Raw genomic sequence first — 15,210 nt, forward strand, 5'->3', positions numbered from 1 at the left:
GATTGCGGTGAGGGTCCACCCGTTCCCATCCCGAACACGGAAGTTAAGCTCACCTGCGCCGAAAATACTTGTCTGGAGACGGACCGGGAAGATAGGTAACGCCAACACAGAGAAGGCATTGTAGAGTAGAATCTACAATGCTTTTTTTGTGAAAAAAAGTAGAAACAATAAGGACCTTTGAGAATTGGAGTAAAAAGCCGGGGCTACCGCATTTTTTTCGCGGTAGCCCCGGCTTTTATCAGAAGCTAATGCTTTGGTGAAAGAACATTATCATGATTGCAGGTAGAATGGTGGAACCATTTTTATATAAGGGGAAAGCGGAGCGATAAAAAATGGAAGCAAGAGAACAAAAAAGCGCATTGAAAAGAACAGGTAGCGGTGATATGGTACAGACGTATACAAGCTTGCCATACGCAGCAGTTTTGATATAATAAAATAAAAATTACCTGCTAGGATGCAAGAAAGTTTGGGTATGCCCTTGTAATGTACATAGTGAAAAATGCCCGACCTGCAAAATATTGTACGGTGGAGAGTCAGATATGAGTGAGATAAAAAAGATTTCCGAAATGATTGATATGAATTTACTTCAATCCATTCAGGATAACTGTTCTCGGGCAATGGGGATTGGGGCTGTAACCGTGGATTACAAGGGTAATCCTATCACCCGCTACAGTGGTTTTACAGATCACTGCATAAAGGTGCGGGAGGTACAGGGCTTTTCTGAAATGTGTGCCCAGTGTGATGCGCACGGTGGCCTGCATGCAGCCATTACCGGCCAGCCTTATATTTACCGCTGCCACGCCGATCTGGTGGATTTTGCAGTGCCGTTGATTATAAACGGAACCTATATGGGGGCTGTGCTGGGCGGGCAGGTCCGGGTTTGTGAGGAAGAGGCAGAGCAGCTGGAGTACATTTTGCCCCATCAGAGCAACTGGCGGAAGCATGAGCAGATCAACGAGCTCTATGAAAAGATGGAGACCGTTTCTTATGAAAAAGTGGAGGCTACGGTGCAGATCCTGCGGGATATCATTGTGGCCCTGACCGAGAATGAGAGCGGAAAGAAGATGCTGGAAAAGCTGGAGGAAAAGGATAAACAGCTTATAGAAGAGCGAGCCGTCCGTTCTGAGCTGGAGAATGTGATTCGAAAACAGGAAGCCGACGCGGTCTATCGCAGCTCAGAGTTCCGCTATTTTTTTTATGTGATGAATATTCTGTCCCGCCTGGCCTATGAGGAGAAGGCGAAAAAAACAGAGCAGGTGGTCTATGACTTTGCCGACGTTACACGGTATGAGATGGGCACTCCCAAAAAAATATCCACCCTTGGAGAGGAACTCAATTATATTGAGGCACTGCTGCGTATCCAGAAGGCGTGGGTGGGAGATAAAATGGACTTTTCCGTGTCAGTGCCCGCAGGCTATTGGGGTATCCCGTGTCCCTTTATGCTGCTGCGGCAGATCCTGGATCATTTTTTGGATGGATTTGGGGAGGAGCCTGCAAATCCCTTTAAGCTCGAGTTTTACGGGCAGGAAAATGGGGATATATTCCAGCTGCAGCTTCGGTGTGACGGAGCGGTTCAGTCCTCCGACCAGTGGATGCATCTCCTCAGTGCGTCTGCATCCAAGGGAGGAGGAGACCGCTCCCTCCATACCTTAAACAGCGAACTTCAGCGTGTTTTTGGAAGCAAGTACGGTCTGGATGTCTGTGCCCGTGAAGATAAACAGGCCGGGATCATCATCCGTATCCGACTGCCCTTGGAGAAGCGGGGAGCATTCTGAGTCCATAGGGTCTGTACATGGTGTGCGGTAGGGGGAAGACCAGATGAAGCAGATCATTATATGGAGCGAAAACGAATTGGAACGGCAGATCACAGGGGAGATTCTTTCCGCCGGACTGGAAGAGGTGGAGATCCTCCACGCTGGCAGTGCGGAGCAGGCTCTGGAGATTCTCCGGGAGGGAGGAGTGGATCTGTTTGTCGCCGATATCCCCCAGTTTAATCTGGCCAAGAGCAATGTGATTGCATCAGCCCAAAATCTGGCACCCGGCACCCCTATCCTGGTGATCTCCTCCGGGGAGCAGGAGCATGTGTCCCGCAATATCTGGCGCCTAGGAGTCAGAGATTATCTGCTCAAACCCTGCCGGCCGGCGTGGATTCTGGCGGCGGCCAAGGCGCTGATGGGAAAGATCGCCGCGTCCCCCCAGTCGGAGACGGATTACAGCCGTCGGAAAATATATATGAACCGTCTGATGGAGCAGCTGCGGGGATTCCAATATAAAAATTGCATCCAGACCACAAGAGAATACCTTGATTTGCTCTACCGGGATGGGGATAATGTAGAAGCGATCCGCAACGAAGTAGTGGATTTCGCGGCAGGGATTGCCGAACTGGGTGCTCCCTTAGGACAGACGGTGCAGTGGAAGCTGAACCGATGCCTGGAGCAGTTTCGTGTGCGTTTCGACCGGCAGGGACGGAAGTATGAAAGCTACCTCACGCTGGAAAACATGTTGGACGTGATGTTTGAGGCTATGGAGGAGAGTAACTTCTACGAGGTAGAGGGGGGGCAGAAGATCCTCAACTACATCGACCGGAATGTGCGCAAGGGCCTGAGTCTGGATAAGGCCGCCGAGTATGCCAGTATGAGCTCCTGTTACTTTAGCAAGTTTTTTAAAAAAATGACTGGACAGAACTACATTGCCTATGTGACGGACGGCAAAATCGAGTTGGCCAAACAGATGCTGCTAGATACCGAGATGCCAGTCATTAACATCTCCTATGAACTCTCTTATGGGGAGACCAACTATTTCAGCAAGGCGTTCAAGCGGAAGGTGGGAGTTACTCCTACGGAATTCCGGGAGCGCAATCGCAGGACCAGAGATCAGAGCAGCGGCTGCTAACGCCACTGGGCGGCGCAGGTGCCGCCGGGGAGCGTGATTACCATGAAGGAATTCAGTTTTAGCACCAGGATCTTTTTTGGCGAGGGTGCGCTGGAGCGGCTGTGTAAGCTGGAGGACAAGCATGTTTTGATCGTCACAGACCGCTTTATGGCTAGTATGGGCGTGCCGGACAAGGTAGCCAGCTATCTCACTCACTGCCAGGTGACAGTCTTTGACGGCGTTGTGCCTGATCCGCCCATTGAGGTGGTGGCTGCCGGCGTGGAGGCTCTTCGCGACTGCGGGGCAGAAGCCATGATTGCAGTGGGAGGCGGCTCCACCATCGACGCGGCAAAGGCCATCCGGGCAGTTGCCAAGGAGACCCTTCATATCGACACCGACCGGTGGGAGTGCTTTGCCATTCCAACTACCAGCGGCACCGGTTCTGAGGTAACGGAGTATGCCGTCATCACCGACCGGGCCAAGGGCATCAAATACCCGCTGGACAGTAAGGCGCTGCGTCCGCCGGTGGCCATTCTGGACCCCCGGCTGACGGTGTCCGCTCCGGCCTCCGTCACTGCCGATGCCGGCATGGACGTGCTCACTCATGCCATCGAGGCCTATGTATCCAAAGGCGCCAATGATTTCTCTGACGCATTGTGTGAAAAGGCGACCTCTTTGGTATTCCGGTTCCTGCCCCTGGCCTTCCAGGACGGTACCGATCTGCTGGCTCGAGAGAAGCTTCACAACGCCTCCTGTATGGCGGGCTTGGCCTTCAATTCCGCAGGTTTGGGCCTGACCCATGGTATGGCCCATGCGGTGGGCGGCAAGCTCCACATTGCCCATGGCCGAATCAATGCCATGCTGCTGCCCCACATCATCAGTTTCAACGCCAATCTGGCTGGGGTGCGTAACGGGGAGTACACCGTGTCGGCAAAAAAGTATCAGCGTCTGGCCAAGACCCTGGACCTGCCTGCCCCCAGCGTCCGGCTGGGTGTCTCCAACCTGCTGCGGGAGGTGGAGCGGCTGAACCGGACGCTCAAGATCCCCGCCACCCTCAAGGAATTGGGGAGCAGCCCGGAGCAGTTCAGAGATTTCCGGGATGAGATGATTTCTGCGGCCCTGGCCGACGTTACCACCGCTTCCAATCCACGGCCTGCCACGGCGGAGTGTGTGGGAGCCATTCTTCATAAAGTATCGGGCTACTGAGCCTATCTGGAAGAAAAGACAAAAAAGTCCACCTTGCATTTCTGTGAGATGCGAGGTGGACTTTTTTGTCCTCGCAAGGAGGGAAATTAAAAAAAGACAGGGGCGGAAGGGGGAGGGAGAGACTGGAAAAGGGGTGATTTTTAGACCGGGTGGTTTGGGATAAACAGACAAAAAAGCACTGCGGTCCGCCAAGAAAATCGTGCTGACAGTCAGGTATAATCCCTTCAGATAGCGTGCGGTCTTTCCGTGAGATCGCCGTTGGCCACATGAAGGAGGTAGTAGTATGCAGCAGGAAGCTCTGGGAATGGTTGAGACCAGAGGTCTGGTAGGCGCCATCGAGGCCGCCGACGCCATGGTCAAATCCGCCAATGTCAGCCTGGTAGGCTACGAGAAGATCGGCTCCGGTCTGGTCACCGTGATGGTGCGGGGAGACGTGGGCGCAGTCAAGGCATCCACCGACGCTGGCGCGGCGGCGGCCCAGAAGGTGGGGGAAGTAGTCTCCATCCACGTCATCCCCAGACCCCACACCGATGTGGAGAAGATTCTGCCCAATCAGCTGTAAGCCAAAAGACTCCCCCAAGAATTCAAAATTTAAATATGTTCGGAGGGTTAACACATGAAAGATGAACTGGTCAGCAAGGTCATGGACGAAGTCATGAAGAAGATGGGCATCGCTGACGCCGCCTGCGCTCCTGCTGAGAGCTGCTGCGCCCAGCCCGCCCCTGCCTGCAATCTGACCGAGTTTGTGGGCACTGCCATGGGTCACACCATCGGTCTGGTTATTGCCAACCTGGACCACCAGGTCCACGAGAAGCTGGGCATTGACAAGAAGTATCGTTCTATCGGCATCATCGGCGACCGCGTGGGCGCCGGCCCCCAGATCTTCGCCGCTGATGAGGCGGTGAAGGCCACCAACTCCGAGATCGTGCTCATCGAGTGCCCCCGTGATACCGAGGGCGGCGCCGGCCACGGCTGCTTCATCGTCTTCGGCGCTGAGGACGTGTCCGATGTCCGCCGTGCCGTTGAGGTCACCCTGCATGAGGTGGAGCGCACCTTCGGCGACGTGTACGGCAACAGCGCCGGCCACCTGGAGTTCCAGTATACCGCCCGCGCCAGCTACGCCCTGAACAAGGCCTTTGGCGCTCCCATCGGCAAGTCCTTCGGCATCACCGTTGGCGCTCCTGCTGCCATCGGCCTGGTTCTGGCCGATACCGCTGTCAAGGCTGCTACCGTGGACGCCATCACCGTGGCTACCCCCGGCAACGGCGGCACCAGCTACTCCAACGAGGTCAACTTCTTCTTCTCCGGTGATTCCGGCGCGGTGAAGCAGGCCATTATCGCTGCCCGTGATGTGGGCATGCAGCTGCTGAAGGCCCTTGAGCCCGGCGAGGAGCTCAAGAGCGCCACCACCCCCTACATCATCTAATTAACGGGAAGGAGTCAGTGACATGAAGTCTAAGCGTTTTGAAGTGCTGGACGCCCGCCCGGTCAACCAGGACGGCTATGTGCAGGAGTGGCCTGAGGTGGGTCTGATCGCCATGAACAGCCCCTTCGATCCCAAGCCCAGCATCAAGATTGAAAATGGTGTCGTGACCGAGCTGGACGGCAAGTGCCGTGCCGAGTTCGACATGCTGGACACCTTCATCGCCGACCACGCCATCCGTCTGGAGAATGCCGAGAAGGCCATGGCCATGGATTCTCTGGACATTGCCCGGATGATCGTGGACATCAATGTTTCCCGCAAGGAAGTGCTGGACATCACCCTGTCCCTCACTCCCGCCAAGCTGACTGAGGTCGTTGGCAAGCTGACCATCGTGGAGATCATGATGGGCATGACCAAGATGCGTGCCCGTATGATCCCCGCCAACCAGTGCCACGTTACCAACGTCCGCGACAACCCGGTGCAAATCGCTGCCGACGCTGCTGAGGCCGGTGTCCGTGGCTTTGCCGAGATGGAGACCACCGTGGCTGTGGCCCGGTATGCCCCCTTCAACGCCATCGCTCTGTTCGTGGGCGCCCAGGTTGGTCGTCCCGGTGTTATGACCCAGTGTGCCCTGGAAGAGGCCACTGAGCTGATGCTGGGCATGCGGGGCTTCACCACCTACGCCGAGACCATCTCCGTCTACGGCACCGAGCCCGTCTTTATGGACGGCGACGACACCCCCTACTCCAAGGCCTTCCTGGCCAGCTGCTATGCCTCCCGTGGCCTGAAGATGCGCTTCACCTCCGGTACCGGTTCCGAGGTGCAGATGGGCTACGCCGAGGGTAAGTCCATGCTGTATCTGGAGGCCCGCTGCCTGGCCGTCACCAAGGGCGCCGGCGTGCAGGGTACCCAGAACGGCTCCGTGTCCTGTATCGGCGTGCCCGCCGGTGTGCCCGGCGGTATCCGCGCCGTGGCCGCTGAGAACCTGATCGCCATGCTGCTGGATCTGGAGTCCACCACCTCCAACGACCAGACCTTCACCCACTCCGACCTGCGCCGGGTGGCCCGTACCGTGCCTCAGCTCTTCTCCGGCACCGACTACATCTGCTCCGGCTACTCCGCCACCCCCAACTACGACAACATGTTTGCCGGCTCCAACTGGGACGCCGAGGACTATGACGATTGGGTCATCATCCAACGCGATATGAAGGTCGACGGCGGTCTGCAGCCCGTCCGCGAAGAGGACGTCCTCAAGGCCCGTAACAAGGCCGCCCGCGCCCTGCAGGGTATGTTCCGTGAGCTGGGCCTGCCCGAGATCACCGACGCCGAGGTGGAGGCCGCTACCTACGCCAACGGCTCCAACGATATGCCTCAGCGCAACGTCAACGAGGATCTGAAGGCCATCGAGGACATGATGGCCCGCAAGGTCACCGGCGTTGACTTCGTGAAGGCCCTGGATCGCGCCGGCTTCCCCGACGTGGCCCACAACATCTACAATATGCTCCGCCAGAAGGTGGCCGGCGACTATCTGCACACCGCCTCCATCTTCGATCAGAACTTCCACGTTCTCTCCGCCGTCAACGTGCCCAACCAGTATCACGGGCCCATGACCGGCTACCAGATCAGCGAGGAGCGCTGGAACCAGCTGAAGAACATTCCCAGAGCCATCCGTCCGGAAGACATCTAAGAGGGGTGAAGCGACATGACATTTGATGAAAACACGCTGCGCAGTGTAATTGAAGAAGTTCTCAAGGAGATGGGCGCCGCCCAGAGCGCTCCCGCCGCGGCTCCCGCCGCCTCCACCATTCCCGCCGCCGGCAAGCTGACCGTCACTGAGGACGGGGAGGCCCGCAAGGGTTCCGCTGCCGACGAGGTGGTCATCGGTCTGGCTCCCGCCTTCGGCACCAAGCAGACCAAGACCATCGTGGACCTGCCTCACGACAAGGTGCTGCGCGAGATCATCGCCGGCATCGAGGAGGAGGGCCTGAAGTGGCGGGTCATCAAGGTGTACCGCACCTCCGACGTCTCCTTCATCGCCCATGACGCCGCCGAGTACTCCGGCTCCGGTATCGGTATCGGCATCCAGTCCAAGGGTACCACCGTGATCCATCAGAAGGACCTGCCCCCCCTGTCCAACCTGGAGCTGTTCTCCCAGGCGCCCCTGATCGACCTGGATACCTACCGCAAGATCGGCAAGAACGCCGCCAAGTATGCCAAGGGTGAGGCCCCCACGCCCGTTCCCACCAAGAACGATCAGATGGCCCGTCCCACCTATCAGGCCCTGTCCGCTCTGCTCCACATCAAGGAGACCGAGCTGGTGGACAACAACAAGAAGCCGCAGGCCGTTTCGGTCTCGTTCCAGTAAGGAGGCAGCAAGTTTATGGATCAGGAACTTTTGATGAAGCAGATCGTGGAGCAGGTCATGGCTGCCATGAAGAACGGCACCTCCGCTCCCGCCGCCCCCGCCGCCTGCTGCGGCACCGGCAATAAGGTCACCGCCGCCAACTATCCCCTGGCCGAGAGCATGGCCGACAAGATCAAGACTCCAACCGGCAAGGATTTTACCTCTCTGAGCTATGAGAAGGTCATCAACGGCGAGCTGAGCGCTGACGATATGCGTATCGCTCCCGAGACCCTGGAGATGCAGGCTCAGGTGGCCGAGTCCGTCCACCGTGAGGCTTTCGCAGGCAACCTGCGCCGGGCCGCCGAGCTCATTGCCGTGCCCGACGAGCGCCTGCTGGAGATCTACAACGCCCTGCGTCCCTACCGCTCCACCAAGCAGGAGCTGCTGGACATTGCCAACGAGCTGGACGGCAAGTACGGCGCCAAGACTGCCGCCACTCTGGTGCGTGAGGCCGCTGAGGTCTATGAGAAGCGTGGCCGTCTGAAGAAATTCTAATCATTCACCAGAGTCAGGAGGCGCCCCATGAAACTTGTCGCAGGCATCGATATTGGAAATGCGACCACGGAAACGGCTCTGGCCCGCCTGGAAAATGGCCGCCCCGTATTTCTGGCCAGCGGCACTGTGCCCACCACGGGCATCAAGGGCACCCGCCAGAACATCAACGGTATTTTCCATTCCCTGAACGACGCCCTGGAGAAGGCCGGTTACACCATTGAGGATCTGTCGGAAGTGCGGCTCAACGAGGCCGCCCCCGTCATCGGCGATGTGGCCATGGAGACCATTACCGAGACCATCATCACCGAGTCCACCATGATCGGTCATAATCCGGCCACTCCCGGCGGTATGGGCGTGGGCGTGGGCGAAACCATTCTGGTGACCGAGCTGGAGCGGGCACCCGGCGGCAAGGACTACATCGCAGTGGTTCCCAAGTCGGTAGACTTTGAGGAGGCTGCCCGGCTCATCGACCGGGGCAGCGCCGGCAGCCGCCAGGTCACCGCAGCCATCGTGCAGCGGGATGACGGCGTGCTGATCCACAACCGTCTGGACCGGAAGATCCCCATCGTGGACGAGGTGGCCCTGGTGGACAAGGTTCCCCTGAGCATGCGCTCGGCGGTGGAGGTGGCCTCGGCCGGCGGCGTGGTGGAGGTGCTCTCCAACCCCTACGGCATTGCTACCCTGTTCGGCCTGTCCTCAGAGGAGACCCGGCAGGTGGTGCCCATTGCCCGGGCTCTCATCGGCAACCGATCCGCGGTGGTCATCAAGACCCCCGCCGGCGATGTAAAAGAGCGGAAGATCCCCGCCGGCTCCATGGAGCTGCAGGGGAACAACCGCAGCGTCAAGGTAGATGTGGATGCCGGAGCCGAGCGCATCATGAAGGCGGTGGAGTCCATCCCCGCTCTGGAGGATGTGCGGGGTGAGCCTGGCACCAACGCCGGCGGCATGCTGGAAAAGGTGCGCCAGGTCATGGCCAACCTGACCAACCAGCACCCCAGAGACATCAAGATCCAGGATCTGCTGGCGGTGGATACCTTTACCCCCCAGAAGGTGCAGGGCGGCCTGGCCAATGAGTTCTCCCAGGAAAACGCCGTGGGCATCGCCGCCATGGTTAAGGCCGACCGACTCCAGATGGAAGCCATCGCCAAGGAATTTTCCCAGCAGATCGGGGTGCCGGTGAAGGTGGGCGGCGTGGAGGCCGACATGGCCATCCGGGGTGCATTGACCACCCCGGGCACCAACAAGCCCCTGGCCATTCTGGACATGGGCGCCGGATCCACCGATGCGTCCATCATCAGCCCGGAAGGGGAGATCCACTCCATCCATCTGGCAGGCGCCGGAAACATGGTCACCCTGCTGATCCAGTCCGAGATGGGTCTGTCCGACTTCGACACCGCAGAAGACATCAAGAAATATCCTCTGGCCAAGGTGGAGAGCCTGTTCCACATCCGCCATGAAAACGGTACCGTGGAGTTCTTCCAGCAGCCCCTGGCCCCCCACCTGTTTGCCAAGGTGGTCATCCTGAAGGAGGGCAACTTTATCCCTCTGGAAGGGGATCTGTCCATGGAGCGCATCAAGCTCATCCGCCAGCAGGCCAAGCAGAAGGTGTTCGTCACCAATGCCATCCGGGCCCTGACCCGGGTGAGCCCCACCGGCAACGTGCGGGAGATCCAGTTCGTGGTGCTGGTAGGCGGCTCTGCCCTGGACTTTGAGGTGCCTCAGATGGTCACTGACGCCCTGTCTCAGTACAAGGTGGTGGCCGGCCGGGGCAACATCCGGGGCACCGAGGGTCCCCGCAACGCGGTGGCTACCGGCCTGGTGCTCTCCCTGACGGAAGGGGGAACCTGACATGCCCATGCCCCATGAGATCCGCAAGCCCACGATCCACTTTTTCCATACGGCTCAGGCAAATGGCCAGGTCCTTCGGGAAGTGGAGCTGGGCATGGAGGAGGAGGGCATCCCCTGGAAGCTGGACCAGATGCAGGGCGCAAACGCCCTGGCCCTGGCGTGGGAGGCGGCCCAAAGCTCCAATCTGGAGGTTGGCATTGGGGCCGACGACCAGTGGATCGTCCTTCACTACAGCAAGCTGGAGCAGGATCAGCCCTTATTCCGCATCTCTGCCCAAGCCGGGTCTGCCCAGGCCCGGGCACTGGGAGCCAACGCGGCGCGGCTGGTGAAAAAGCTGCCGCTGAAGGCTCTGGACAGGAGGTGAACATATGCAGCAGAAAAGTTTGGGACTCATCGAAACCCAGGGCCTGGCCGCCGGCGTGGTGGCCGCGGATGCCGCGGTGAAGTCGGCCAACGTGGAACTGGTGGGCTACGAGCTTACCAAGGGCGGCGGCTGGACCCTCATCAAGGTACAGGGCGACGTAGGCGCGGTGAAAGCCGCCGTGGACGCCGCCAGAGTGGCCGCCGGCAAGGTCAACCGGGTGGTGAGTACCCGTGTGATCGCCCGTCCTTCCAACAGTCTGGAACAGCTGATCCACACTGCGGACACGGTGGGCGACCAGCGGCCTGAGCCCCCCGAGGGGCCGGAGCCGCCCCATACCCCCACTCCGCCGACGGAACCAGAGACCCCTGCGGAGCCGGAGAGCCCGGCAGAGCCTGAGGCCTCCGAGGAAGCACCGGAGGAGCCGGGAGAGCCGGAAGAGCCGGAGCCTCCCGCTGAGCCGGAGAATCCGGCAGAGCCTGAGACTCCCGAGGAAGTACAGGAGGAAGCTGCAGAGCAGCCCCAGGTGGAGCAGGCGCAGGAGGAGACGGTACCGCCGGAACCGGCGGAGCCTGCTGATCCCGCGCCGCAGCCCGGCCCGGAGGTACCGACCGGTTCTTCCTCCCGGCGGAGCCGTAGAAGCAGAAACAAGTCAAAATAAGAACACGTAACATCGTTTAGGAGGTTATCACTATGGGTGAAGCGCTCGGTATGATCGAGACTAAAGGCCTGGTGGGCGCCATTGAGGCCGCCGATGCCATGACCAAGTCCGCTAACGTTACCCTGATCGGCTATGAGAAGATCGGCTCCGGTCTGGTGACCGTCATGGTCCGCGGCGACGTGGGCGCGGTCAAGGCCGCTGTGGACGCCGGCGCCTGCGCTGCCGAGAAGGTGGGCGAGATCGTGTCTCAGCACGTCATTCCCCGTCCCCACACCGACGTGGAGAAGATCCTGCCCAAGCTGCAGTAATCGTAAGAGGGATCTGGTATGGGCAAAGTCGGAATGGAATACCAGGACCTTGTCCGTCAGATCACCCGCCTGGTGGTGGAGGCGCTCCAGGAGCAGGAGCAACTGGAGCGCTCCACCCCCATTGGGGTATCCAACCGCCACATCCACCTGGATCGGGCGGATATGGATGCCCTCTTTGGTCCCGGCAGTGAGCTGACGGTCAAAAAGATGCTGGGCCAGCCCGGTCAGTACGCCGCGGAGGAGACCGTGACCATCCGGGGCCCCAAGGGGGAGCTGAACCGGGTGCGTGTCCTGGGTCCCCTGCGTGGGGATACCCAGGTGGAGATCTCCGTGGCCGACGGCTTTGTGCTGGGGGTGAAGCCCCCGGTGCGGGAGTCCGGCCAGCTGGAGGACACCCCCGGCATCGAGATCATCGGACCCAAGGGCAGCGTGAAGAAGGAGCGTGGCGTCATCGCCGCCCTGCGGCATATCCACATGACACCGGATATTGCCCGGCGTCTGGGATACCGGGACGGACAATATGTGCAGACCAGAATCGAAGGTCTGCGGGGCGCGCTGCTGTGCAACGTGCTGGTCCGGGTTTCGGAGAGCTACGCACTGGAAATGCACATCGACGTGGAGGAGGCCAACGCACTGGGCGTAAAGACCGGCGACCGGGCCTTCTTTTTGGAAGAGTAACGCGACGGAGGATGGGCTATGGGGCAGGATCTGACAATATGCAACGAGACCCTTCTGGAGTTTGAGCGGCTGATCGAAAGCGGCGGCTGCAATCCATGGGAGGGCCAACTGCGGACAGGGGTGGATCTGGGTACAGCCAATATCGTGCTGGCTGTCGTGGATGAACACGACCGGCCGGTGGCCGGGGCCACCTATCCATCCACTGTGGTGCGGGACGGCATCGTGGTGGACTATATCGGCGCCCTCAACGCAGTGACCAAGCTGAAGGATGAGCTGGAGGCCCGGCTGGGCACCACCCTGGAGGCTGGAGCCTGCGCCATTCCGCCCGGAATCATTGAAGGCAATGTCAGAGTGATTGGAAATGTGGTGGAGGGGGCAGGCTTTCGCCTGACCAACGTGGTTGACGAACCCACGGCGGCGGCCTCGGTGCTCGGCATCACGGACGGCGCTGTGGTGGACGTGGGCGGCGGCACCACGGGCATCAGCATTCTCAAGGACGGCAAGGTGATCTTTACCGGGGATGAACCCACCGGCGGCACCCATATGACCCTGGTGCTGGCGGGCTTCCACGGCTGGAGCATCCAGGAGGCCGAGTTGGCCAAGCGGGATCCGGCCCAGGAGAGCCGGGTGTTCCCAGTGGTCAAGCCGGTGGTGGAAAAGATGGCCTCCATTGTGGGGCGCTATCTCAAGGACTACCCGGTGGACCAGATCTATGTGGTGGGCGGCGCCTGCTGCTTCACCCAGTTTGAGCAGACCTTTGAGAAGTGCCTGGGTGTGCCGGTGATCAAGCCGGCGGCCCCGCTGCTGGTGACCCCTCTGGGCATTGCCGTGAACTGTACACAGTAACAGCAGAAGTAGGTGAGGACCGTTGACGACTGAGCAGCTGAACAGCCTGGTGCGGGAGACCCTCCTGGTGGAGGAGCTGGCCCAGCGGGTGGTGGAGAAGCTCCTGGCGCGGATGAAGCAGGCGCTGGTGGTGTACACCGGCTCCAACATCAGCGCCCCGGAGGCCCTGGAGTCCATGAGACGCCTGCGGGCCGAGGGCTACACCTTCCGTGTGCTGCTCTCCCAAAGTGCTGCCGGAGTGCTGGACGTGGAGGCCATCCGCGCCGCGCTGGAGCCGGAGGAGCTTTGGATCGGCACACCGGGCGACACACCGGAGGCGCTCACCAAACAGTACGATACCATTATTGTGCCGGCGACCACCGTCCGCACCGCTGCTCATGTGGCGGCCTGCATGGCGGATACGCCGGCGGCAGCGGTGATCCTGGACGGCCTGATGCGGGGCAAGGACGTGATCCTGGCCACCGACGGTTGTTGTCCGGATCACAGCGAGCGGGCCAGGTGGGGTTTCTGCATGGCCGAGCCCCTGAAGCAGACCCTGCGGGGCAATCTGGAGACCCTGCGCTCCTATGGAGCGCGGCTGACCTCCGCCAACCGACTGGATCAGGCGACCAAACGGGCCATTGCGGCTCGGTTCCCTGCGGGCGCCGCCGGGGGCAACGCTTCCACTCAGCACCAGCCAGCCAATTCCATCCGGCTCAATGGCCGGGTGATCGGCGGTCAGCAGCTGGCCGGCTGCCCCTCCGGCAGCACGGTGTGGGTGGAGCCCCACGCACTTATTACCCAGCTGGCGGCAGATGACGCCCGTCGCCGGGGGATCACCATCCGAAAAGAGACGTAAAGCAGGTGACGCTATGTATTTGGGGAGAGTGATCGGGACCGTAGTTTCCACCAGCAAGAATGAGCAGTTGGTGGGCATGAAGCTCCTGGTCGTGGAGAAGCTGACTGAGCGCCTGGAACGGGAAGGCAGCAGCGAGATCGCTGTGGATTCCGTGGGGGCCGGCGTCGGCGAGATCGTGATCGTCTGTAAGGGCAGCTCCGCCCGCTACGTCTTCGGAAAGGGCGAGGCCCCGGTTGACACCTCCATTGTAGGAATTGTGGATACGGTTGAGGTGGGCTGATGGCAAACTTATATACCAAAACCGGCGACAAGGGACAGACCAGCCTGGTGGGCGGTACCCGGGTCAGCAAGGACAGCCCCCGTGTTGAGTGCTACGGCACCATTGACGAGGCCAACTCCATGCTGGGTCTGGCCTACGCACAGACGGACCGGGAGTACATCCGTACCACCCTGCGCACCATTCAAGGCAGGCTGTTTTCCCTGGGCGCTGAGCTGGCCAGCGATGAAGAAGGCATGGCCAAGCTGAAGGGACTGATCTCAGAGGAGGACGTGGCCTTCCTGGAGCAGGTGGTGGACACCTGTACCCAGACCACCGGCAGACAGACCCACTTTGTCATTCCCGGCGTGGACCCCTGTTCCGCGGCCCTCCATGTGGCCCGCACCATCGTACGCCGGGGGGAGCGGCATATTGTCACCCTGGCCCAGCGCTACCCGGTGCGGCAGGTGGTATCCCGCTACGTGAACCGGTTGTCCGACGCCATTTACGCGCTGGCCCGGCTCCAGGAGGACCTGGTGCAGGAGGAACAGCTGCGGGAGAAGGTGACCGCCGTTGTGCGGGAGCAGATGGCCGGAAACCGGAGGGATGCCATGCCGCCCTTTACCCTGGCCACGCTGCAGAAGATGGCCAAGCGGGCGGAAGAGAAGGCAGAGCAGCTGGAAGTACCGGTGGTATTCGCAGCTGTGGACCAGGGCGGTAATCTGGTGCTCCTCCAGCGGATGGAGGGCGCCCTTCTGGCCAGCGTGGATATCGCTGCCGGGAAGGCCTATACGGCCAGCGCGCTGAAGATGGCGACCCATGAGCTGGGCCAGGCGGCCGGGCAGAGCGGGCCGCTGTACGGCATCGAGACGGCGATTCCCGGCAAGATCGTCCTGTTCGGCGGCGGCTTCCCCTACAAGGTAAACGGGGAAGTGGTTGGAGGCGTAGGCGTCTCCGGCGGCACGGTGGAACAGGATATGGAGATCGCCCGCTGGGCTATGTCCTTGTAAGGAGG

Annotated in this window: 17 protein-coding genes and 1 rRNA gene; all 18 read left to right on the top strand. The window is 60.3% G+C overall.

Features of this window, described 5'->3' with window-relative positions; all coding sequences use genetic code 11:
• Nucleotides 1-107 (top strand): 5S ribosomal RNA (rrf, locus tag H6B51_RS08870); the annotation flags it as partial.
• A gap of 468 nt (nucleotides 108-575) precedes the next feature.
• Complete coding sequence (locus tag H6B51_RS08875) at nucleotides 576-1,775, top strand: PocR ligand-binding domain-containing protein (protein ID WP_243421211.1); 1,200 nt, start codon at nucleotides 576-578, stop codon at nucleotides 1,773-1,775.
• 43 nt (nucleotides 1,776-1,818) lie between these two features.
• Nucleotides 1,819-2,892, top strand: coding sequence for a response regulator transcription factor (locus H6B51_RS08880; RefSeq protein WP_204883342.1), 1,074 nt, complete (start codon nucleotides 1,819-1,821; stop codon nucleotides 2,890-2,892).
• 42 nt (nucleotides 2,893-2,934) lie between these two features.
• Nucleotides 2,935-4,077, top strand: coding sequence for a 1-propanol dehydrogenase PduQ (locus H6B51_RS08885; protein ID WP_204883343.1), 1,143 nt, complete (start codon nucleotides 2,935-2,937; stop codon nucleotides 4,075-4,077).
• Between the two features lie 283 nt (nucleotides 4,078-4,360).
• Nucleotides 4,361-4,639 carry an ethanolamine utilization microcompartment protein EutM gene (gene eutM, locus H6B51_RS08890; RefSeq protein WP_087340571.1) on the top strand — a complete coding sequence of 93 codons (279 nt, stop codon included), beginning with the start codon at nucleotides 4,361-4,363 and terminating at the stop codon, nucleotides 4,637-4,639.
• 54 nt (nucleotides 4,640-4,693) lie between these two features.
• The gene (gene pduB / locus H6B51_RS08895) at nucleotides 4,694-5,503 is read left to right on the top strand and encodes a propanediol utilization microcompartment protein PduB (protein ID WP_204883344.1); all 810 of its coding nucleotides are present in this window, start codon (nucleotides 4,694-4,696) and stop codon (nucleotides 5,501-5,503) included.
• Nucleotides 5,504-5,525: 22 nt separating this feature from the next.
• Nucleotides 5,526-7,187: a propanediol/glycerol family dehydratase large subunit gene (locus tag H6B51_RS08900; protein WP_204883345.1), complete on the top strand. Its 1,662-nt coding sequence runs from the start codon at nucleotides 5,526-5,528 to the stop codon at nucleotides 7,185-7,187.
• Nucleotides 7,188-7,202: 15 nt separating this feature from the next.
• Entirely contained in the window at nucleotides 7,203-7,865 is a 663-nt protein-coding gene (locus H6B51_RS08905; protein WP_204883346.1) for a propanediol/glycerol family dehydratase medium subunit, read from the top strand.
• Between the two features lie 15 nt (nucleotides 7,866-7,880).
• Nucleotides 7,881-8,399: a diol dehydratase small subunit gene (locus H6B51_RS08910; protein WP_204883347.1), complete on the top strand. Its 519-nt coding sequence runs from the start codon at nucleotides 7,881-7,883 to the stop codon at nucleotides 8,397-8,399.
• A gap of 27 nt (nucleotides 8,400-8,426) precedes the next feature.
• Nucleotides 8,427-10,247, top strand: a complete 1,821-nt coding sequence (locus H6B51_RS08915; protein WP_204883348.1) for a diol dehydratase reactivase subunit alpha — start codon at nucleotides 8,427-8,429, stop codon at nucleotides 10,245-10,247.
• Between the two features lies 1 nt (nucleotide 10,248).
• Nucleotides 10,249-10,611: a glycerol dehydratase reactivase beta/small subunit family protein gene (locus tag H6B51_RS08920; RefSeq protein ID WP_204883349.1), complete on the top strand. Its 363-nt coding sequence runs from the start codon at nucleotides 10,249-10,251 to the stop codon at nucleotides 10,609-10,611.
• A 4-nt stretch (nucleotides 10,612-10,615) separates the two neighbouring features.
• Nucleotides 10,616-11,269 (top strand): BMC domain-containing protein, encoded by a 654-nt coding sequence (locus H6B51_RS18090; protein WP_204883350.1) that lies wholly within the window; start codon nucleotides 10,616-10,618, stop codon nucleotides 11,267-11,269.
• Between the two features lie 32 nt (nucleotides 11,270-11,301).
• Entirely contained in the window at nucleotides 11,302-11,577 is a 276-nt protein-coding gene (pduA, locus tag H6B51_RS08930) for a propanediol utilization microcompartment protein PduA (RefSeq protein WP_087346522.1), read from the top strand.
• Nucleotides 11,578-11,595: 18 nt separating this feature from the next.
• Entirely contained in the window at nucleotides 11,596-12,255 is a 660-nt protein-coding gene (gene pduL / locus H6B51_RS08935) for a phosphate propanoyltransferase (RefSeq protein WP_243421209.1), read from the top strand.
• Between the two features lie 18 nt (nucleotides 12,256-12,273).
• Complete coding sequence (gene eutJ, locus H6B51_RS08940; RefSeq protein ID WP_204883351.1) at nucleotides 12,274-13,101, top strand: ethanolamine utilization protein EutJ; 828 nt, start codon at nucleotides 12,274-12,276, stop codon at nucleotides 13,099-13,101.
• 22 nt (nucleotides 13,102-13,123) lie between these two features.
• Nucleotides 13,124-13,939, top strand: a complete 816-nt coding sequence (locus H6B51_RS08945) for a flavoprotein (protein ID WP_243421210.1) — start codon at nucleotides 13,124-13,126, stop codon at nucleotides 13,937-13,939.
• 13 nt (nucleotides 13,940-13,952) lie between these two features.
• A complete protein-coding gene (locus H6B51_RS08950; RefSeq protein ID WP_204883352.1) occupies nucleotides 13,953-14,219 on the top strand; it encodes a EutN/CcmL family microcompartment protein in 267 nt (88 codons plus the stop codon).
• Nucleotides 14,219-15,205, top strand: a complete 987-nt coding sequence (locus H6B51_RS08955) for a cob(I)yrinic acid a,c-diamide adenosyltransferase (protein WP_204883353.1) — start codon at nucleotides 14,219-14,221, stop codon at nucleotides 15,203-15,205. Before H6B51_RS08950 ends, H6B51_RS08955 begins: the two co-directional genes overlap by 1 nt.
• Nucleotides 15,206-15,210 lie beyond the last annotated feature (5 nt).

Origin of the sequence: Pseudoflavonifractor phocaeensis, from assembly GCF_016901955.1 — a bacterium.
GTDB classification, from domain to species: domain Bacteria; phylum Bacillota; class Clostridia; order Oscillospirales; family Oscillospiraceae; genus Flavonifractor; species Flavonifractor phocaeensis_A.

Coding starts and splice junctions, on each gene's coding strand:
- H6B51_RS08900 (WP_204883345.1), top strand. CDS start 5,526: ATGAAGTCTAAGCGTTTTGAAGTGCTGGACGCCCGCCCGGTCAACCAG.
- H6B51_RS08880 (WP_204883342.1), top strand. CDS start 1,819: ATGAAGCAGATCATTATATGGAGCGAAAACGAATTGGAACGGCAGATC.
- pduB (WP_204883344.1), top strand. CDS start 4,694: ATGAAAGATGAACTGGTCAGCAAGGTCATGGACGAAGTCATGAAGAAG.
- eutM (WP_087340571.1), top strand. CDS start 4,361: ATGCAGCAGGAAGCTCTGGGAATGGTTGAGACCAGAGGTCTGGTAGGC.
- H6B51_RS08885 (WP_204883343.1), top strand. CDS start 2,935: ATGAAGGAATTCAGTTTTAGCACCAGGATCTTTTTTGGCGAGGGTGCG.
- eutJ (WP_204883351.1), top strand. CDS start 12,274: ATGGGGCAGGATCTGACAATATGCAACGAGACCCTTCTGGAGTTTGAG.
- H6B51_RS08915 (WP_204883348.1), top strand. CDS start 8,427: ATGAAACTTGTCGCAGGCATCGATATTGGAAATGCGACCACGGAAACG.
- H6B51_RS08875 (WP_243421211.1), top strand. CDS start 576: ATGAATTTACTTCAATCCATTCAGGATAACTGTTCTCGGGCAATGGGG.
- pduL (WP_243421209.1), top strand. CDS start 11,596: ATGGGCAAAGTCGGAATGGAATACCAGGACCTTGTCCGTCAGATCACC.
- H6B51_RS08920 (WP_204883349.1), top strand. CDS start 10,249: ATGCCCATGCCCCATGAGATCCGCAAGCCCACGATCCACTTTTTCCAT.
- H6B51_RS08905 (WP_204883346.1), top strand. CDS start 7,203: ATGACATTTGATGAAAACACGCTGCGCAGTGTAATTGAAGAAGTTCTC.
- pduA (WP_087346522.1), top strand. CDS start 11,302: ATGGGTGAAGCGCTCGGTATGATCGAGACTAAAGGCCTGGTGGGCGCC.
- H6B51_RS18090 (WP_204883350.1), top strand. CDS start 10,616: ATGCAGCAGAAAAGTTTGGGACTCATCGAAACCCAGGGCCTGGCCGCC.
- H6B51_RS08955 (WP_204883353.1), top strand. CDS start 14,219: ATGGCAAACTTATATACCAAAACCGGCGACAAGGGACAGACCAGCCTG.
- H6B51_RS08910 (WP_204883347.1), top strand. CDS start 7,881: ATGGATCAGGAACTTTTGATGAAGCAGATCGTGGAGCAGGTCATGGCT.
- H6B51_RS08950 (WP_204883352.1), top strand. CDS start 13,953: ATGTATTTGGGGAGAGTGATCGGGACCGTAGTTTCCACCAGCAAGAAT.